The sequence below is a fragment of the Rahnella sp. PAMC25559 genome (assembly GCF_050632365.1).
GTDB classification, from domain to species: Bacteria; Pseudomonadota; Gammaproteobacteria; order Enterobacterales; family Enterobacteriaceae; genus Rahnella; species Rahnella rivi.
The window spans coordinates 3108862-3129097 of the sequence record NZ_CP192543.1 but is presented as its reverse complement, the minus strand read 5'-3'; the positions used below and the strand labels follow the sequence as shown (position 1 = coordinate 3129097).

At 54.2% G+C, this 20236-nt stretch carries 17 protein-coding genes; 10 read left to right on the top strand and 7 right to left on the bottom strand.

The annotated features are described in order from the left end of the window. Positions 1-247: 247 nt before the first annotated feature. Together ACQZQY_RS15670 and ACQZQY_RS15665 are read right to left on the bottom strand one after the other, a co-directional pair. On the bottom strand, positions 248-1150 hold the full coding sequence (locus ACQZQY_RS15670; protein ID WP_431295964.1) for a hypothetical protein: 903 nt from the start codon (positions 1148-1150) through the stop codon (positions 248-250). 592 nt (positions 1151-1742) lie between these two features. Continuing rightward, positions 1743-2330, bottom strand: coding sequence for a TetR/AcrR family transcriptional regulator (locus ACQZQY_RS15665; protein WP_136377079.1), 588 nt, complete (start codon positions 2328-2330; stop codon positions 1743-1745). Positions 2331-2464: 134 nt separating this feature from the next. On the opposite strand from ACQZQY_RS15665, the gene ACQZQY_RS15660 reads away from it, so the two are divergent. Continuing rightward, positions 2465-3661, top strand: a complete 1197-nt coding sequence (locus ACQZQY_RS15660; protein ID WP_431295963.1) for an MFS transporter — start codon at positions 2465-2467, stop codon at positions 3659-3661. 28 nt (positions 3662-3689) lie between these two features. Beyond that, positions 3690-4868, top strand: coding sequence for an MFS transporter (locus ACQZQY_RS15655; RefSeq protein ID WP_431297198.1), 1179 nt, complete (start codon positions 3690-3692; stop codon positions 4866-4868). 53 nt (positions 4869-4921) lie between these two features. On the opposite strand, the gene ACQZQY_RS15650 is transcribed toward ACQZQY_RS15655, so the two are convergent. Continuing rightward, complete coding sequence (locus tag ACQZQY_RS15650; protein WP_431295962.1) at positions 4922-5791, bottom strand: NmrA/HSCARG family protein; 870 nt, start codon at positions 5789-5791, stop codon at positions 4922-4924. Between the two features lie 28 nt (positions 5792-5819). Further along, complete coding sequence (locus ACQZQY_RS15645) at positions 5820-6755, bottom strand: NADP-dependent oxidoreductase (RefSeq protein ID WP_431295961.1); 936 nt, start codon at positions 6753-6755, stop codon at positions 5820-5822. 102 nt (positions 6756-6857) lie between these two features. On the opposite strand from ACQZQY_RS15645, the gene ACQZQY_RS15640 reads away from it, so the two are divergent. From ACQZQY_RS15640 to ACQZQY_RS15625, 4 genes are all read left to right on the top strand, one after another. Then, positions 6858-7733 carry a LysR family transcriptional regulator gene (locus ACQZQY_RS15640; RefSeq protein ID WP_431295960.1) on the top strand — a complete coding sequence of 292 codons (876 nt, stop codon included), beginning with the start codon at positions 6858-6860 and terminating at the stop codon, positions 7731-7733. 216 nt (positions 7734-7949) lie between these two features. Further along, positions 7950-8948: an ABC transporter substrate-binding protein gene (locus ACQZQY_RS15635; protein ID WP_431295959.1), complete on the top strand. Its 999-nt coding sequence runs from the start codon at positions 7950-7952 to the stop codon at positions 8946-8948. Beyond that, positions 8948-9985, top strand: coding sequence for a FecCD family ABC transporter permease (locus ACQZQY_RS15630; RefSeq protein ID WP_431295958.1), 1038 nt, complete (start codon positions 8948-8950; stop codon positions 9983-9985). The genes ACQZQY_RS15635 and ACQZQY_RS15630 overlap by 1 nt, the downstream gene beginning before the upstream one ends. Beyond that, positions 9985-10746: an ABC transporter ATP-binding protein gene (locus tag ACQZQY_RS15625; protein ID WP_431295957.1), complete on the top strand. Its 762-nt coding sequence runs from the start codon at positions 9985-9987 to the stop codon at positions 10744-10746. Before ACQZQY_RS15630 ends, ACQZQY_RS15625 begins: the two co-directional genes overlap by 1 nt. A gap of 274 nt (positions 10747-11020) precedes the next feature. Here ACQZQY_RS15625 and ACQZQY_RS15620 read toward each other — a convergent pair whose 3' ends face one another. Then, positions 11021-11212, bottom strand: a complete 192-nt coding sequence (locus tag ACQZQY_RS15620; protein WP_321186537.1) for a phenolic acid decarboxylase — start codon at positions 11210-11212, stop codon at positions 11021-11023. Positions 11213-11295: 83 nt separating this feature from the next. On the opposite strand from ACQZQY_RS15620, the gene ACQZQY_RS15615 reads away from it, so the two are divergent. After that, positions 11296-11934: a nitroreductase family protein gene (locus ACQZQY_RS15615; protein WP_183847005.1), complete on the top strand. Its 639-nt coding sequence runs from the start codon at positions 11296-11298 to the stop codon at positions 11932-11934. 128 nt (positions 11935-12062) lie between these two features. Here ACQZQY_RS15615 and ACQZQY_RS15610 read toward each other — a convergent pair whose 3' ends face one another. Then, positions 12063-12701: an NADPH-dependent F420 reductase gene (locus ACQZQY_RS15610; protein WP_431295956.1), complete on the bottom strand. Its 639-nt coding sequence runs from the start codon at positions 12699-12701 to the stop codon at positions 12063-12065. 104 nt (positions 12702-12805) lie between these two features. Here ACQZQY_RS15610 and ACQZQY_RS15605 point away from each other — a divergent pair, with 104 nt between their 5' ends. Further along, positions 12806-13693, top strand: a complete 888-nt coding sequence (locus ACQZQY_RS15605) for a LysR family transcriptional regulator (RefSeq protein WP_056777769.1) — start codon at positions 12806-12808, stop codon at positions 13691-13693. A 338-nt stretch (positions 13694-14031) separates the two neighbouring features. After that, positions 14032-15180: a NupC/NupG family nucleoside CNT transporter gene (locus ACQZQY_RS15600; RefSeq protein ID WP_274388796.1), complete on the top strand. Its 1149-nt coding sequence runs from the start codon at positions 14032-14034 to the stop codon at positions 15178-15180. 144 nt (positions 15181-15324) lie between these two features. Here ACQZQY_RS15600 and ACQZQY_RS15595 read toward each other — a convergent pair whose 3' ends face one another. Then, positions 15325-18102: a flavocytochrome c gene (locus ACQZQY_RS15595; protein WP_056777777.1), complete on the bottom strand. Its 2778-nt coding sequence runs from the start codon at positions 18100-18102 to the stop codon at positions 15325-15327. Positions 18103-18703: 601 nt separating this feature from the next. On the opposite strand from ACQZQY_RS15595, the gene ACQZQY_RS15590 reads away from it, so the two are divergent. Then, positions 18704-20215 carry an anion permease gene (locus ACQZQY_RS15590; RefSeq protein ID WP_122095350.1) on the top strand — a complete coding sequence of 504 codons (1512 nt, stop codon included), beginning with the start codon at positions 18704-18706 and terminating at the stop codon, positions 20213-20215. The last annotated feature ends 21 nt before the right edge of the window (positions 20216-20236 follow it).

Below are 20236 nucleotides of genomic sequence, written 5' to 3'. Positions count from 1 at the left end.
GTTCTGGTGTGTATCGCCTCGTCACAACGGTCTTCCTTAATAGTTAAAAATCGATATTGCATTCATAGTCTGATCTGAATAAATAGGGCGTTAAATTGCCAATCAGTGAAGTATTTCGCAATACTACACCATTGAAAAAACGTCCGCTTTTCGCTCTTAGCAGACCTTCAGCGTCACGTTTTTGTCTGCTGAGTGCCAGAAGCTGAATTTGCAAAGTCCGCACTGAATTAATTATTGGGGGAGAGGTTCACGGGTTTTCGTTTTGGAAAAAATGCAAAAAATGAACGGTTTGTTGATTCATGGTTTCAATGGCCGCCAGATGATCAGGCTTTTTCCACTTAATACCGATAATATGCAGCAAGTCCCGGTAAAAAATACTGAATTTCCCCCAAGGGTAAAGAATCGCTAACCCATTATCCATTTGTTCAAACCATGTATGGCAATGGCGATTTAATTGAACGGTGTACGCTAATACGTCGTTATATTGCTTCTCAAGTTCAGGTTTTAGTGCGCGCAGTTTTTCATGCTCTTGCTCAACGAGTACTTCTTGGTCATGAAAAGCGCGAGCTTTGGTCCAGGCACCTTTGGCTGCGAAATAGATAATGGGTGCCGCGACGATACCCCCCAGTACCAACATACCGCCGCTCATTCCCGCTCCGCCCGCAGCAAGCGCACCACCTCCGAACCAGGCAAGTGTCGCATTGGTTGCTGCGACACCGGACAACGCGCCGATGGCCGTACCGGTAGACGCGGTGCCAATGGCTGAAACAAGCGCCCACGCGCCCAATGCCATTGAACCACCCACAACCCCACCAAATCCCATACTGAGTACGCCGGAATACTGTTGATTAAATCGCTCAATACTTTGCGATGCACATACAATTGGCCGTGACTGTTTATCTAGAGAGAGGGGCGCGGTTTCTAGCACTTGCTCGATATGATCCAGTCTGGCTTTTACGGTTTTTAGCATGTCACCCAACTCACTAATGTGATTATCAATCTTGGTTTTTATTTGCGTTACTTCGTCATGCGTTATTTTGTAGGTAGCATGAGTGGATTCGAAACTTGCTTTCGCATGCTCTAATTCCAACGATCCACCGAGTGTGACGATGGCATTCGCGGTGCGAAGTCCTGCTTTTAATAATCCCATGTTGTGCCTTGTCTGTTTAAACTTAGATTGATTTATTATCAGGTGGGAAGGGCATGCTTGAGGCGCCATAACCGTAAGGATTAACACCGCGTGAATTCATAGCAGATAAAGCCCCGCGATCTGGTGAAACTATGACCTACTCCCCGTTAATTAAAACACGACAATATAAGAACAATTGCGAACTTCCGCTCCTCACTCATAGTAATCGCTCCTAAAGGTTTTCCATGTAATGAAACGCTTTCATTAACTCATCTTCTGTAAGCGGCGATATCAGACTTGCGCCTGTATCTTTCTCAACCTTCATCAATAGCTCGCTTCGGGTGATTCCCAATCTATTCGCTACGTGGTTAGCGCAACTCCGTGCGTGTGACGCCCTGTGCGCAAGAAGGCCTTCTATGTCTAAAACTTTTCTTCTTGATGATGAATGTGACATTAATTCTTCCTTTAGTCGAAATTGCTGCCCATTCAGAAATGATGCCAATTGATGTTTCTTGCCAGCTTCTGCCGGGAGGGCACCGTAAGCACAACTTCGTAAACCAAATAGCTAATTGAGATTGCTGCGTAAACGCGCAGCACCCAATGAAAATGCGTTTCAGCCGACACGTCGCAATCCGCGAAGCAGCAGGTTGAGCGCGGTAATGCCCTGTTCCAACCTCGTCTTGCTATCATCACCGTCGGCAATCCAAAACGCTGCTTCTTCCAGGCTGCCGTAAATCAGCGAAGCCAGTCCCTCCGGGTCAACGTCCTCAACGACACCTTGCTGAATCAGATTGCGAATCAGGCTTTGCATGGATTCAACACAATGGCGTTGCGATTCAGGTGAGGAACCGCCCAGCACCGCTTTTGCATCGCGCAAAACAATGCGCTGAAATTCAGGTTCGAGCGCCATCTCAAGGTAAGCCCGGCAGCGGTGGCAAAAACCCTCCCACGGCTCCCCGGCATTATTAGAAATCGCCTGCAGGCGTTGATCCATCTCGTCATCAATCTGCTCCACGACCGCCGCCAGCAACCCTTTTTTGTCACCAAAGTGATGATAAAGCGCACCACGGGTCAGCCCTGCCTGCGCAGTCAGATCATCCATCGAGGTTTCAGCATAGCCATATTCGCAAAAGACTTTACGGGCCGTCGCTAACAATGTGGCTCGTGTCTCTTCCATCTCGGCACGGGTACGGCGAACCATGTTTTGCTCCTTACATACGGAATGAATGATTATTTACAAACACCGCGTATGTATATAGGATTCTATTCATACGCGCTGTATGTATTGTCACTGCGCGTGGTTGTCATGGCAAGCAAATACTACCGGAGAAGAAAATGGCTACTCTGTACCGACACCTTTTTACTGAACCTGGAACCGGCAATTTTGTCATTGCCGGACTCCTCGCACGGATCCCGTTGCCGATGGCGGGGATCGGCATTATCACGCTGTTATCCCAGCAGCGCGGCGGCTATGCCCTGGCGGGTGCGGTTTCCGCCACCTTTGTTTTGACCTACGCCCTTTTGTCTCCGCAGATCTCCCGGTATGTCGATCGTTATGGGCAACGCCGCGTTTTGCCTGCGGCTACGGTGATCAGCATCACCGGGTTATTTATCCTGATGGCGGGTTCTCACTGGAACGTCACTGATGCGCTCCTGTTTTTAGGCGCTTTACTGGCCGGATTTATGCCCAGCATGTCTGCCATGGTACGGGCCCGCTGGACGGCGCTGTACCGGGGGCAGCCCCGTTTGCAGACAGCCTATTCACTTGAAACGGTGCTTGATGAACTGACGTTCATTGTGGGACCGCCCCTCTCAATCGGCCTTTCCGTTACGCTGTTTCCCCAGGCGGGTCTGATGCTCGCTGCGCTCTTGCTGTTTGTCGGCGTGTTTGCTCTGGTGATGCAGCGCAGGACAGAGCCTCCCCTTGTCGCGGCCGGTTCCGCCATATCTGGCTCGGGTTCGGTCATCCGAATGACAAGCGTGCAACTGTTGACGCTGCTTATGGTGGCGATGGGGGTCATTGTCGGTACGGTTGATATCGTCAGCGTCGCTTTCGCGGAACAGCTCGGCCGCCCGGCTGCGGCCAGCCTGGTGTTATCAGCCTATGCAGCCGGGTCGTGTGTATCCGGGTTGCTGTATGGCTCAGTCAGGCTGAAAACCCCACTTCACCGGCTGTTGTGGCTGGGCGGGCTGGCCACCGCCGCCACCACTCTCCCGCTGATACTGGTCACGAATCTTACGGCGTTAGCGATGGCCCTCCTGATGGCAGGCCTGTTTTTCGCCCCGACCATGATCGTGGCCATGTCGCTGGTTGAACGCCAGGTTTCAGAAAATCAGTTAACAGAAGGCATGACCTGGCTGCTGGCCGGGCTGAACGTGGGCGTTGCGCTGGGGGCCGTCATTGCCGGTCAGGTGGTGGATAACGCCGGAGCGCGGGCTGGATCCTACGTCGCCTTATGTGCCGGAGCCGGGGTGGTGCTTATGGCACTTTTAAGTCATTTAACCCTGCCAAAGCAGGACAGTCGCGCCTGAGCGCGGTGCACATTACAGGATCTGAATGATGAATACATTTTCCACCATGACATCTGTTCGCGCATCGTGGACGCCCGTTCTCGCTGTGGGTCTGGCGACATTCTCTGTGGTCACGACCGAAATGCTGCCGGTGGGTTTACTGACGTCTGTCGCCGGGACGCTCAGTATCACCACAGGCCATGCGGGTTTGATGATTTCCCTGCCAGCATTGCTGGCTGCTTTATTCGCGCCCTTTGTGGTCATTGCCTCGGGCGCAATAGATCGTCGCCGGATACTCTGCGGTCTGCTGGCGTTGCTGGTGATAGCAAACCTTGCCTGCGCGCTGGCACCGAACCTGATGATCATGCTGGCCGCCCGGATATTGGTTGGCTTCTGCATGGGCGGAGTATGGGCCATCGCGGGCGGTCTGGCATCGCGTCTGGTTCCGGAGCGCGCGGCTGGCCTGGCGACATCCATTATCTTTGGCGGTGTTGCTGCGGCTTCGGTACTGGGCGTGCCCCTGGGGGCGTTTATTGGCGACGTCATCGGCTGGCGCTGGGCATTTGCCATCATGGCAATGTTCAGCGCACTGGTGCTGGCACTCCACCTTGCGGTCATTCCGGCGCTGCCCGTGGCGGGTTCCGCTAACATCAGCCAGTTCATGGATCAACTTGGCAACCGCAAAATACAAGCGGGCTTGCTTCTGACGTTGTTGCTGGTGACAAGCCATTTCATGGCCTTTACCTTTGTGCGCCCGCTGCTGACCGACGTGTCAGGATTTGATGCGCAATGGACAGGAGCCATCCTGTTTGCCTACGGTATTGCCGGTATCGCCGGCAACTTTCTGGCGGGTATCACCGCCGCACGCCATACGACTATCACGCTGATGGTGATCGCGACAGGACTGGTGTTAACACCATTGCTGTTCATTACTGCGGGGCAATCAGTCACGGGCGGAGGTGCCGTCCTCGTCTTCTGGGGGCTGGCTTACGGCGGGCTTTCTGTCGGACTGATGACCTGGATGATAAAAGCCGCACCCCGCGCCATGGAGATCGCGGCTGCGCTGTATGTCGGTGTATTTAATGCAGGGATTGCGCTGGGAGCATGGGCCGGAGGCCACATCGTCGATACATTCGCGTTAACAGACACCCTTTGGCTGGCCTGTGCCTTAGCGATTGCAGCCTTACTTTTGGCCGTCGTTACTGGCCTGAAACGCAGACAGGCATAATCAGATCGGGGCGGCTATCTGCCTGGCAGTAAACCGCCCCGGTGCCTGCTGTTTTAGTTCCCTGCGACAGATTCGCGTACGAAGTCTTCATAGGTGCGCAGCAGATGCCCTGTGATGGATTGTAACTTTGCCGTCGTTCCCTCTGCTGAGTGCATGCCGTGCATCTGGATACCCGCCATCATCAGGCGCATGTCGTAGGCCAGCCAGCCCGGAGAATATGAGGTGAGCTGTTCTTCAAAAGCGGCGACATCATCACCGCCATAGGTGATCTCTCTGCCCAGAACGGAACTCCAGATTTGCGCAACGGATGCGCCGGTGAGCGGCTGCGGCCCGGTCAGTTCCAGCGTGACGCGTTCCAGCGCAGACGTGGCTCTGTCGCGTCGCAGCAACTCAGCCACAGCGACATCCGCGATATCCCGTGCATCAATCATCGAGACGCCAGCCGATCCGATCGGCATTGGATAGAGTGAATAGCTCTGAATGGTCTGCTGCACCATAAGGTCGTTTTGCATGAAGTAAGCCGGACGCAGAATGGTGGCAGGTATATCAAGGCTTTCTATCATGCGTTCAACCGTATGCTTGCCGGTGAAATGCGGCACGTTAGTGAACTTGTCAGAATGAATGACAGACAGGTAGACGATACGTTCAATGCCCGCCTCGCGAGCCAGATTGAGCGCGATCAGGGCCTGCGTCACCTCGTCGGGCGTGACCGCATTGATCAAAAATAGCGTGCGTACGGATGACAATGCCGCGCGCATTGAAGCGACATCGCTCAGATCTGCAACGACCTCCGTGACCCCTGCGGGGAATTCACGTTTTCCTGCCTGACGGACAAGGGCTTTAGCGTCGACACCGGCCTCAGCCAGCCTCTGAATGATCAGTGAACCCACCGTGCCCGTGGCACCTGTAACGAGAATGCTCATAGTTGACTCCTGTAAATACAAAGAAAGATTAACGTGAAAAATCTGCAACGACTTTCCCGGTCCGGGAGGCCGTGCGATGACGTTCGATGGCGTCGGGAAGATCGGCGAATCCCACGATGCCGCCAATTCTGGACTGAAGCGTGCCGCTGGCGACTTCTTTCGCCAGCGTCTCGAGCAATACGGGGTCGGGCTTGTTCATAAACCAGAGTCCCCGGCGATTAGCCGGTTTGCGGGAAAGAATGTCCGGTGAGGTGGTGCCCGTGATGACGCCATCCGCGGCCAAAACCTGCCAGGAGCGATCCAGCACGTCTCCCCCGACATAATCCAGCACCAGATTTATGTTCCGGGCAACGTCCTCAAAACGCTGTGACTGATAATCAATGACATGATCAGCCCCAAGGCCGCGCACGAAATCCAGATCTGCCGGGCCCGCCGTGGCAAAGACCTCGGCACCGGCGCGTTTGGCAAACTGCACTGCATAAGCCCCCAGTCCGCCGGCTGCGCCGTGAATGAGGATCCGTTGGCCCTCATAGAGTGATCCTGCGTGATGTAAGCTGTTCCAGGCCGCGACCGCGGCGACAGGGATGCCGGCAGCATGAACATCTCCCAGACCTTCCGGTGTCGGGGAAAGGCTTGCTTCATTGATTGCCACGAATTCCGCGTAGGCGCCCAGCCCTCCCATTGCGCCCATGACCCGATCGCCGGCATGAAAGCGAGAGGCACCGCTTCCGGCAGCGACGACAACGCCCGCCATTTCAGCGCCCAGAATAATAGGGAGCGGGAGCGGAAAGGCATTCCGGACCTGGCCTTCGCGAACTTTCCAGTCAATGCCGTTCACGCCCGCGGCCAGAACCCGAACCAGAACCTGACCTTCTCCCGGTTCTGGTATGTCGATCCCGGCCACTTCCGCCGCCTCAGCCCCGCCGAAGCGTCTGATCAGTACAGCGCGTTGTGTGTTGTTCATTGCAATTCCTCGTTGCCAGTGTTGATAACGAGACAGTATTCCGTTGCAATAAATAAACAAAGACCATAAAACAGAGATACCTTGTCTCATAAATGGAACACCATGAACCTGAACGCGCTGTCCGATTTTATACTCGTCGCCACCAATGAGGGGCTGGGGAAGGCCAGCCGTGCGAGCGGCATTTCCAAAGCCACATTATCGCGACGCATCGCCGATCTTGAGGAGCAACTGGGTGTGAGGCTGATTGAGCGCAGCGCTCGCGGTCTGAAGCTTACCGAAGCCGGCGCGACGCTGATGTCACGGACTGAAGGCCTGCTGAGTGAGATGACCGAAGCCATGACGGCGGTCGGTGACGGTGTTTCGACCCCTCGTGGACGTTTGCGCGTCGCCGCTCCCGCCCTATTTTCCCACCTTGCAATGGGGCGCATTGGAGCCGAATTTTGTGCGGCCTACCCTGAAATTGAAATTGAAATCGTGGCGGAAGATCGCATGGTAGATCTCGTCGAGGAACAGTTTGACGTCGCGATCCGCATCAACCCGAGCCCCGACAGCAATTTAGTCGGAAGGTGTTTCGCCAGAGACAGGTTAGTTGTCGTGGCAGCGCCCCAACTCACCAGGCCGCTCCCCGGTGCAATAAGGTCAGTGCCCGCCATTGTCACGTCGGGTTTTCAGCCCACTCACTGGGCGCTGGATGAAGGCGAACTGATGCTGGAGCCGGTTCCCAGACTGCGATTCTCATCATTACTGATGGTCCGGGATGCGGCTATCGCCGGCGGCGGTGCGGCCCTGATCCCGCAGTCCATCGCATGGAGCCAGCTTGCCCGTGGCGAATTGGTTCAGTGGGGCATCGTGTCGGGTCCGGATCGGGCACTCTGGGTATTGCATACCTCAAGGCGGCTTGCGGCCCCAAAGGTTCGCGCATTCGTCGATTTTATGTGCGCCCGGTACCCGGACATGTCTCTGGTTCTCAACGGATAACACCGCACAGACAGACACTTCGTCAAATTATCAGGCCGTCTGGTAAAGGGAAGCAGCCTCCGCTAAGGCTATTTTTTACGCTACTTGCCTCCTCCCGGCGGGTTGTCACTTCACTGAACTCAAATAAGTATCGCTTCAATAATAATTTTCATTATCATTGCGAGCGGTAACTATCACACCATTCAAATAAATGATTTCAGTGAAGGAATATGTTGCATGAAAAGAATCCTCTGCGCTGCGGGTATGCTGTGCGCCTCGTTAAGCCCCGCTTTCGCGACCACCTACCCGTTAACCCTCGACAACTGTGGTTATAAGCTCACTTTCACCAAAGCCCCTGAGCGCGTTGTCGCGTTAGGTCAAAACACCGTCGAAATTCTGCTGCTGTTAGGGTTACAGGATAAGGTCATCGCAAGCGCATTTTGGCCATCGAAAGTCCTGCCGTCGCTGGCTGAAAAAAACGCTAAAGTGAAAACCCTGACGGTCGAAATCCCTACACTGGAATCCATCCTGGCTCAGGATCCTGATTTTGTCCCCGCACAGTTACCCTTGTTGCTGGGGCCGGAAAGTAAAGTCGCCAAGAGAGCAGATTTTGATGCCGTCGGCGTAAATAGCTATATGTCTCCGGGAATGTGTGCGACCAAAAAAGACATTGGCGATATGTATGGCAGCCGCCAGAAGCTGTGGGACATGACCTATCTGTATAAAGAAATCGAGGATATGGCCACTATTTTCAACGTTGAAGATCGCGGTCAGGTGCTCATCGCCGACTTTAAAAACCGGGAAGCCACCCTGCGTCAGGCATTCAGTAAAAACCCTAAAAATCTCTCTTTTGTCTTCTGGTTTTCCAGCGCCTCACCTTCCTCTGATGCGTATGTTGGCGGTAAAAACAGTGCATCAGGATTTATCGCCAATGTGTTAGGCGGTCATAACGCCATAACATCGGAAACGGAATGGCCAACCGTCGGCTGGGAAAGCATTATTGCGGCAAACCCGGATGTGATTGTTGTTTCAAGCCTCGACCGTAACCGCTGGGCGCTTGATAACGCACAGGAAAAAATCAAATTCCTCAAAAGCGATCCTGCCGTCAGCCAGCTGGATGCCGTGCGAAAAAATCATATTGTCGTCATGGACGGGCAGGCAATGAACCCGACTATCCGCACGCTTTACGGCGCTGAGCAGGTTGGCGAACAGCTTAAAAAAATGGGGCTGAATTAATGGCCTCAGCAGTTCATCCCACACGACAAAGGCTGATCCTGACGTCCTCGTGTGTTCTCTCCGTGCTGCTTTTGGTGTTGGTGATTGCCTTTGGGGTCAGCGTCGGCGAGCTGTCGATCCCGATGACAAGCGTGTTCCAGGCTATCGGGAATAAAACCGGGATGACCGATGTCCCGCTGAGTCGCATTTATGAAAGCGTCATTTGGGATTTTCGTCTGAGCAGAGCCCTGGTGGCTGCCTGCTGTGGGGCCGGGCTGGCCATCTGCGGTGCGGTACTGCAAAGCCTGCTTAAAAATGCCCTGGCAGAACCTTATGTGCTGGGGGTTTCAGCCGGAGCCTCAACCGGCGCGGTGTCTGTGGTGGTGCTCGGCATCGGCACCGGGTCCATCTCCCTTTCCATGGGCGCCTTTGCCGGGACCTTCGCGGCCTTTGCCTTTGTGACCTTTCTGAGCAACGGCGCACGTGGTGGCAACGATCGCACCATTCTGGCGGGCGTAGCCGCTTCGCAGCTTTTTAACGCGATTACCGCTTACACCATCAGCACTTCCGCCAGTGCTCAACAGGCACGCGACGTCATGTTTTGGTTGCTGGGCAGCTTTAGCGGCGTGCGATGGCCGGAGTTTCAGTTAGTGCTGATCGTTGTCATGCTGGGTTTAGCGCTCTGCCTCTTCTATTCCCGCGCGCTGGACGCGTTCACTTTTGGTGACGACGCTGCGGCCTCGCTGGGGATCTCTGTCCCGCGGGTTCGGTTTATCCTGTTCACCACCACTGCGCTTATCACTGCAACCATTGTCAGTATGGCGGGCTCCATCGGCTTTGTCGGCCTGGTTGTCCCCCACGTTATGCGATTCTTCTTTGGCCCGCTGCACAGAGTATTGCTGATTGCCAGTGCGTTAGCAGGCGCCATTCTGATGGTGCTGGCGGACATCGCCTCGCGGCTGCTGATTGCGCCGCAAAGCTTGCCTGTCGGCGTGGTCACTGCGTTGGTTGGCGTGCCGTTCTTTGCCATTATTATCTACCGCTCGAGGAGTAAGTGATGAGTATCAGCGCGGAAAACGTGACCTGGAAGGTAGGGAAAAAAATCATCGTCAACGACGTTTCTCTCAGGGTTAACCGTGGCGAAACCGTGGGTCTGCTTGGTCCGAATGGTTCGGGGAAATCATCACTGTTGCGCCTCCTGGCAGGATTACGCCGCCCTCACTCCGGATGTGTCGCGCTGGATGGCAAAGACATCAGTCAGACAGCTAAAAAGCAGCTGGCCCGCCGCATTGCCTTCGTAGAGCAGCACGGGATGACGGAAGTGAATATGCGCGTTCGCGATGTCGTAAAACTGGGCCGTATCCCCCACCACACACCCTTTTCTAACTGGAGCGCCCATGATGATGAAACCGTCAATGGCGCACTGGAAAGAGTGGGCATGCTGGATCACGGTGATCAGGGCTGGCAAAGTCTGTCCGGGGGCGAGCGCCAGCGCGTACATATTGCCAGAGCGCTGGCGCAGTCACCCACCGAAATTCTGCTGGATGAACCGACAAATCATCTGGATATTCACCACCAGATTCAGCTGATGAAATTGATCAGCGAATTACCGGTGACCAGCCTTGTTGCTATCCACGACCTCAACCATGCGTCGATGTTTTGTGATGCACTGATTATTATGCAACAAGGCGAAATTGTTGCCAGAGGAACACCGGATGAAATACTGACAGAGTCACTTCTGCGGGATGTTTTTCGGGTGGAAACCAAAATTGAGATCTCCCCTTATCATGGCAAAAAACATATTCATTACATTGTGTAGAATAAGATTTTTCTGTTGCCATTCTGCGGCCTGAATTCGAAGAAGCCCTCTTCCTGGAAATGCTGAATAAGGGACGCGGAGCCCGCGCTCATCATTATTTACGGCATACCCGTCTGGGGAAGGGAAATAGTATGCGTGCTGGATTTTGAGGACGTAAATTCAATTAGCCGGGCATTTCCGTCCAGGACGGTAATGCCCGCTCAGACAGTGCGAAACACTGCTGAGTCACGCTGACGTTCAGAAGATGACATATCCAAACGTTTGGTTGGGAAGATTATTTGCCATCAAAGAAATCGGCAGGCATTTGCCCCGGTGGCATGTTGATAACAGCATCGTTATCAGGGCCTTCATTTTTCATGTAGGTCACCGTGGCAAATTCCGGGATAACGACGTAAGGATATGCCGGGCCTTCATCACGGAATACCGCCGCAGGGCTCAAATTCATAAAATTTCGCCATCGGATCATGCGATTATCTTCCACGCGCTGGGAGACTGAAACCCCCATCGTATCAACGCACTGCTTCTGCATTTATCCTTCAGGAAAACAAGATGACGACCTTAAACGAAAGACTGGAATGGCGCTACGCGACCAAAAAATTTGATGCGACGAAAAGTGTCTCTGACGAAAAAATCGACCGTATTGTAGAAGCCGTGCGCCTGGCGCCAACCTCAAGCGGGCTGCAACCCTTTGAACTCTTCGTGGTGACCAACCCGGATATCCGCGCAAAAATCAGAACCGTGGCCTGGGATCAGGCGCAGGTCACCGACTGTTCTCACCTGCTGGTGTTCGCGGCGTGGGACGATATCACCGCAGAGCGGGTGAATATGATGTTCGATCTGACCAATGACATCCGTGGATTCAAAAATGAAGGTTGGGAGAACTATCGTCAGATGTTGTTAGGCATCGTCGCCGATCGTGGAACCGAAGCCAACTATCAGGCTGCTGCCCGTCAGGCATACATCGGGCTGGGTGCTGCGCTGATCGCCGCCGCGTTTGAAGAAGTCGACGCCACGCCGATGGAAGGGTTTGATCCTACCGTCGTTGATGAAATCCTTGATCTGAAATCGAAGAACTTACGCAGCGTCGTCATGCTGCCGCTGGGATACCGTGCCCACGAAGGTGACTGGCTGGTAAACCTGAAAAAAGTCCGTCGCAGCCGTGAAAACTTCGTGACTGAAATTAAGTAAACCAGAGCACAGGTTAAAAATAAAAATCCACGTTTAGGCGTGGATTTTTTATTAAGCTAATGAATTAAGAACCCCGGTAATAACAACGCACATCACTGCCTGCCCGGCACACTCTCCCTCATTTCCCGTTAAACCGGCTCTGGCCGCTGCGCATTCTCTATGGCTTTTTTCAGTTCCGTTGTGGTCATCCGCACGCAATAACACGGCATGCCGCGCTGAAAGCGCCAGCCTTCGGAAAGTGCACCTGCATCGAAGGCGTCAAAACCAAATTCATCGTAAAGCCCGGCGACCAGACGTTTCGTTGCCTCATCGTCACCGGCCAGTGGCAATGCGCGACGTGCCGGGTCACCGGCAGGCAGACCGTCGCTTTCAAGATCCGTCATCTGAATGGCGTTGAAGGCCTTGGTGATGTGAGAAAGTGGCAGAAAACTGTGCAGGTATTCACTGGTCGTCGTGGACTGCGAATCAAGTTCAGGCACCTGCCCGTCGCGTTCAGGATAATAATTCACGGCTTCAATGAGTGATTTCCCCGCAAGCTCTTCCGCCGGAAGTTGCCCGATGGCGGTCAGCGGCACGGCAATCACCACAATGTCACCAAAGAGCGCGGCTTCCGTGGTTGTGCCAATTTCGCATCCGAGCATCGGCCTGAGACTGAACAACGTCTGTGGCCCCCGTGAATTACTGAGCATGACCTGATGGCCGGCCTTGATCGCCAGTTTTGCCACCGCACGTCCTACAAACCCTGCGCCGATAATGCCGATTTTCATGATTTCACCTTTCAATTGTTGGTCAAAAGGTTAAGAATAATTCGACACCCGGAGTTGATAAATACTCTTTATCGCCACAGACAAACAACAAACAGGAGTGAATCGTGGACCGACTGACCAGCATGAATGTTTTCGTCAAAGCCGCCGAGCTGGGGTCGTTCGCTTCGGCGGCGGAGGCATTGCGCCTCTCCCCGCAGATGGTGGCGAAGCATATTTCCCGGCTGGAGTTGCGGCTGGGGACCACGCTGCTCAATCGCACTACCCGTCGCCAGAGCCTGACGGACATTGGCCGCAGTTATTATGAACGCTGTAAAATCGTGCTCGCGGAGGCCGAGGCAGCAGATGCCATCGCGATGGAAATGAAGGCCACCCCCTCCGGTATTATCCGCGTCAATGCTCCGGTGACGTTTGGTGCCTCCATGCTGGCGCCTTTTATTACGCAATATCTGGATCAGTATCCCGGCACACAGGTCGAGCTGACGCTGACCGATCGCCGGGTTGATCCGATCGAGGAGGGTTATGAGGTGATTGTGCGCATCGGTGAACTGCAAGACAGCCCGCTGATTGCCCATCCGCTGCGGCCTTACCGCCTGATTGCCTGCGCCTCGCCGGAATATCTCGCACAGCACGGCACCCCGGCGACACCGGATGCCCTGGCGCTTCACGCCTGCCTGGTGTATGGCGTCTGGTCGCCGCAATCGCCCTGCCGCTGGCTGTTTTTAAAAGACGGAAAAACCTGGGAAGTTCACCCCGAAGGCCGCTTCCGGTCCAACGACTGGCGAGCGCTTTTGCACGCCGCAATCAAAGGCTACGGCGTGACGCAGGGGCCGGAAGACGTATTAAGAGGTGAAATCAGTGCCGGACGGCTGATTCAGGTGCTGCCAGATTACGCATGCCCTTCGCGCCCGATGCACGTTCTGACATCACCCGGCTTACGGCAGACGGTAAAAATACGCAGTTTTATCAAAGCATTAAACGCTGCGTTTGGCTGATCCCCGAAAGCGCCCGGCACGCTGATATGCCGGTAAAATAAGAAGGCCAGCCCCGCGATGTGCCGGCAGTATTTCAGGGGAAATTGCACTGCATAATATAATTCCTGTCACCAAATGAGTGCGTGGTAATAAAAATCTCACCACTTCGGTGCGTTATTTTAAATAGCCGACGCCGATTGTTTCTTTTTTGAACGCAATCGATTACCTGTGCGCAACGGAATGAAAAAATAGAATGAGTTTTGTGAGGTTGCTGTTATAGTTCGCGCTTTAAAACACCACTCACATCCATTGGAATCTCGATGACGTCAAATATATTGCATTTTTTACTTAGCCTTATAATGATATTCGGTATTGGCTGGTTGATTAGCTACAACAAACGCGGTGTTAAGCTGCGCTACGTCGTGCAAATTTTGGTGATCGAAATCGTGCTGGCCTGGGTTCTGCTGTACAGCCAGGCGGGCGTTTACCTGATTTCCGGCCTCTCCGGCGTGTTCACTAACCTGATGAGCTACGCGCGTGTAGGGACTGATTTCGTCTTCGGCGGTCTGGTTAATGATAATCAGTTCAGCTTCTTCTTATTCGTATTATGTCCAATCATCTTTATTTCCGCGCTGATTGGTATTCTCCAGCACCTGCGTATATTACCGCTAATGATTAAAGGGATCGGTTATCTGTTATCTAAGATTAACGGAATGCCACGCCTGGAATCATTTAATGCCGTGAGTTCTTTATTGGTCGGTCAGTCTGAAAACTTTATCGCTATTAAAGATATTGTTCCGCACCTGAATGAACGTCGCATGTATACATTATCGGCGACCGCCATTTCCACCGTGTCCATGTCGATTGTCGGTTCCTACATGACCCTGCTTGAGCCGCGTTATGTGATGCTTTCGCTGATCCTGAATATGCTGTCCACTTTTGCCGTTTTACAGGTGGTGAACCCGTATTCCGATGAAGCGGATAACGAAATGCCTAAACTCAATGTACCGAAACACAGCTTCGTAGAAATGCTGGGCGAGTACATCATGGCGGGCTTCAAAATGGCGATGATCGTGGCAGCCATGCTGGTGGGTTTCAACGCCCTGCTGGCGATGATCAATGCCATCTTCATGGGCGGTTTTGGTAAGAGCTTCCAGGACATCATCGGTTATCTGTTCTACCCGATCGCCTGGTTAACCGGCATTGTCAGCCAGGACTCCCTCACCGCAGGCAGCATCATGGGGACGAAAATCGTCGCCAACGAATTCGTGGCGATGTTGCAGATGAAAGATTTGGTTGCGCATCTCGAGCCCCGCACCGTGGCGATCCTGTCCGTCTTCCTGGTGTCTTTCGCTAACATTTCTACCGTCGGTATTATTGCCGGTGCGGTGAAAAGTATCGAAGAAGTTCAGGGCAACATGGTGGCCCGTGCCGCTTTCCGCCTGCTGGTCGGCGCGACGCTGGTCAGCCTGCTGTCGGCGTCCATCGTGGGTCTGGTCTACCGTTAAGCGGTTAAGATAAACGCCCGGAACGTCTGAAAACGTCCGCCCTTCCGGGTGGACGTTTTTGTTTGTGCGGCGGGCACAGGCAGTTTTGCCCCGTCATAAAAAAACCACGCCGGAGCGTGGTTTTTCATTGTTCACCTTATCAATTTATCCCCGCGCCAGCGCGGCCGCGTTTCGTCCCGCCAGAATACCGAAGATGATAATATCGGCCACCGCGTTACCGCCGATGCGGTTTGCACCGTGGATACCGCCCGCCACTTCACCGGCCGCCCAGGCCCCGGTAATCGGCTGTTTCTGGCTATCAAGCACCGCCGTGTCAGTGTTGATGACCACGCCGCCCATCGTATGATGCACGCCCGGCGCGATGCGGATGGCAAAGAATGGCCCCTGATTAAGCGGATGACGCAGCGCAGTGGTACGACCAAAATCTTCGTCTTTTTTGGCCACCACGAACAGATTGTAGCGTTCCAGCGTTTCGGCCAGATCATGCGGGTTCATGTTCAGCTTCACCGCCAGCTCTTCCGGCGTCGGCGCGCTGAGTACAAAGCCTTTGGCGATATACTCGTCAGCCGCTTTGTTGTTTGCCCGCACCTGTTCATCAAAGATCACCCACGCGCTTTTCTCCGGCAGCGCGATGATTTCTGCCGAGACTTTGTCGCGGGTTTCCATTTCATTGTAGAAACGCTTGCCCGCCTGGCTCACCAGGATCGCCCCGCCGCCGCGAATGGATTCAGAAATCAGGTATGACGTGGTTTGTTCAACGGTCGGGTGGATCTGGATCTCGCCCATATCGACGGTATCCGCCCCGATTTTTTGCAGCATGGCGATGCCGCTGCCGGTGGCGCCTTTATGGTTAGTGGTCACAAAGCCGTCCAGCTCAGGGCGATATTTCACCACCATTTCGCGGTTAGCACTGAAACCGCCGGTCGCCACAATCACGCTTTTGGCATTCAGAATACGGCTGTCGTTGTATTCATCGACCACTTTCACGCCGGTCACTGCGCCGTTTTCATACAGGATTTCGGCCACGGAGGTTTCGAGCAGCACTTCGATATCGCGCTTATTGACGTTTTTCACCAGACCGCTGATCAGGAAGCCGCCGACGGCCGAGCGGTCCTGCGGACGGTGGGTACGGTCAATGCTCATCCCCCCGGTGATGGTGATATCGTTCAGCTCGATCTCTTTCGCCGCCAGCCACTCGATGGCTTCCGGTGCCAGCTCAACGAACTCCCTGAGCAGTTCCGGGTTGTTCTTGAACTTGCCGCCTTTCAGGGTTTCGTCATAGAACAGCTCTTTGCTGTCCTCGATGCCTTTGAGTTTCTGGAACCGGGTTTCTGCCGCATTCATCCCCACAGAGGCTTTGATGGTGTTGCCCCCGATGGTAGGCATTTTCTCGATAATGACGACGTGCGCGCCTTCATCATGCGCCTGGATCGCGGCCGCCAGACCTGCGCCGCCGCTGCCGACAATCACCACATCGAAGTTCTGCGGTGCCTGAGGGTTGCCGCCTTCTTCAATCACGTGCTCTTTGCTGGAGGTGGTTAAGGCGCGGGAAACGGCTTTTTTCAGCGCCTCACTCTGGGTGGTCGCGCCGGTGATGGCATCAACGTGCGGGCTGTTGGCAACCAGAATACGTGTGCGCAACTGTTCAAAGGTGGTGGTGAAATCGACGTCGAGGGTGTCATCTTTCACCAGAGTAATATCGGTAATACGGTCGGTATCGAGCGTAACGCTGATTTTCAGCTTCAGCGCTTCGGCTTCCACTTTTTCCTGATATACGCCGGCTTTATATTTACGGCCTGTCACGCTGGTGTCGCGGATCATGGCGTCAACCAGTGAGAAGCGCCACAACGGCTCAGGAATGTTCAGCGCCTCGCGTTTATTGCTGTCGATGAACAGTTCCAGATGGTCGTTGTTGATAATGCGGTCGGCCCAGTCCGGATAGGCGATGCACGCTTTGCCTACCGCGACCAGATCAAAACCGTACTCCAGCCCTTTCTCCGCATCCGCTTTGTTAACCACGCCGCCAACGCCAATCACCGGCACTTTTGCCAGCGTTTCAGAACGCATGGCGCGGTATTTGGTGATGAGCGGTGTCGGGTCGGTGGTGTCTACGATAGAAGGACGCAGCAACTGGCCGACGGAGAAATGCACGTAGTCCAGCCCGCGCGCAGCGAGTTTTTCCAGCAAATACATAGTGTCGTCAAACCGGATGCCGGGCACTTCCAGCTCTTCCGGCGAGAAACGGTAACCGATAATGAAGTTGTCGTCGGCGAAACGCTTCGCCATTTTGTGGGTGATCTCGAGCACTTCCAGCGGGAATGTGGCTCGCTTATCGCGGTCGCCGCCCCATTTGTCGGTGCGCTGGTTGGAGTTCGGCGAGTAAAACTGCTGGATCAGGTAAGTGTTGGCGCCGTGGATCTCCACGCCGTCGAAACCGGCTTTGATGGCGCGGTTCACCGCATCACCAAATTTGGTGATCATCACATCAACTTCTTCACCGGACAGCTCTTTAGGCGTGGTCGCGCCTTCACGCGGCGCGGCGATGGCGCTGGGTGCGACGGGCGTTCTGCCGCCGATAAGCTCCGGCTCCACCATTCTGCCGCCGTGGTAAATTTGCAAAATGGCTTTAGAGCCTTTTGACTTGATGGCGTCGGCGATTTTTTTCAGACCGGCGATTTTGTTGTCGCTGTCGATGGCAATCGCGCCGGGAAACGCCGGTCCCAGACGATCAATGAAGCAACACTCAACGATGATAGTGCCGATGCTGCCAGCGCGATCGCGGTAATACTCGACCAGCTCACTGGTCACCGTGCCGTCGTAGAAGCCGGTACAGGTGGTCATCGGTGCCATCAGTAAACGGTTTTTCAGCACAGCGCCGTTGGGCAACGTGAGCGGTTTAAGAACCGGGGTGAGCTTATTCATTGTAATCAACTCCAAAATGTAAACGCCTGGATTTCTTTTCGTGGGCGAATGACTTACCGCTAAAATAAGTTATCCGGTGCAGGTGATAAATATAGAAATGCTTTGCTGCTTTCTGCTCATATAGCAGAAATAATGTGATGTAAAAGGTCTGATGGACGGGAGTTGTTTAATTACCCAGCGTTAATGCAAATATCCCCTCCAATTGTTAACCATGAGTTGACAAAAATCAACTTTTGATTAACATGGAAAAACCCACGAACAAAATCAGCAGGTTATGCCCTCAGTTTGGCTTTTGCCAAAATTTACTCTACATTTCATAGAGCAGGTTTTCTGGTCAAAATAATAACCCTACACAATGTAATACTACTGAGTTAAATAGGAATTCATCCGGGCGTCATTCTGGCTGAGGATAATATCCGCCGGGTGCCATAACGCCTGAATGAGAGTATTACGTCTCCCTGTTCGCGAAGAAACATTAATGTATTTCAATTGTCATTGTGAAATATCCACAGCAGTCATTTATTACCAAAACGCAAGCGTAAAAAACATCATAGATATCCGGGGGCGCGATGCTCACTTTCAATAACTGGCAGAAAAAACTATGAAACCCACATCCACTTTGAATGACCCCGCAAAGGCTGCTCCTGCCTCTGCCGGAGTGAAAAAACGTTTGATCATGCTGTTCCTTCCGGTGCTGGTGGCAATTATCCTGCTGCTCACGCCGGTGCCTTCCGGCCTTCAGCCCTATGCCTGGCATTTCTTTGCCATCTTTGTCGGGGTCATTGTGGGGCTGATTTTTGAACCCCTGCCTGGCGCGGTGATCGGCCTGACCGGTGTGGTGGTGATCGCCCTGTTCAGCCAGTGGCTGTTGTTCAGCCCGGCGGAAATCGCCGATCCTAAATTTAAGATGGCGAGCGAGTCGTTTAAATGGGCGGTGAGCGGTTTTGGTAACTCCACGGTCTGGCTGATCTTCGGCGCATTTATGTTCGCCGCAGGCTATGACAAGACCCAGTTTGGCCGCCGTCTGGCGCTGATTCTGGTGAAATACCTTGGCCGTCGCAGCCTGACGCTGGGTTACGCCATCACCTTCGCCGATCTGCTGCTGGCACCGTTCACGCCGTCCAACACCGCGCGCAGCGGCGGGACCATCTACCCGATCATAGCCAACCTGCCGCCGCTTTACGGCTCCAAACCCAATGACCCGAGCGCCCGTAAAATCGGTTCCTACCTGATGTGGGTCGCGATTACCGCCGCCTGTATTACCAGCTCGATGTTCCTGTCGGCGCTGGCACCGAACCTGCTGGCGCTGGCGCTGGTGAAAAGCATTACCGGATTTGAAATCTCCTGGGGCATGTGGTTCCTCGCCTTCCTGCCGCTCGGCGTTTTGCTGATCCTCACCATGCCGTTACTGGCTTACTGGTTCTATCCGCCGGAAGTGAAGATCAATGATGAAGTGCCGCGCTGGGCCAAAAGTGAACTGGAAAAACTCGGCAAGCTGTCGCGTAACGAAATCCTGCTGCTGGTCTTCGTCTGTTCTGCGCTGCTGATGTGGATTTTCGCCGCCGCCTGGATCGAACCGGCGCTGGCCGCGCTGCTGGTGGTGGTGCTGATGTTGTGGACCGGCGTGCTGAACTGGAACGACATTATCAGCAACAAACCGGCCTGGAATACCTTCGCCTGGTTTGCCACGCTGGTCGCGCTGGCGGATGGTCTGGCCCGCGTTGGCTTTATCGCCTGGCTGGGTAAAGAAGGCGGGCAACTGCTCGACGGTTTCGACCCGCAGGTCGCCGCCGTCATGTTGCTGATTGCCTTCTTCCTGTTGCACTATCTGTTTGCCAGTACCACCGCGCACACCACCGCCCTGTTACCGGCGATGCTGACCATTGCGGCGGCGATCCCCGGCATCAACATGCCGGTTTACTGCCTGATGATGGTGACCTCGCTGGGTGTGATGGGCATCATCACCCCTTACGGTACCGGCCCGAGCCCGATTTACTACGGCAGCGGCTACCTGCCGACGAAAGATTACTGGCGTCTGGGCACCATCTTCGGCGCTATCTTCCTCGGCGGCCTGATGCTCATCGGCTATCCGTGGATGGTGCTGATGTTCTGATCCGACAACGGGTTAATCCCT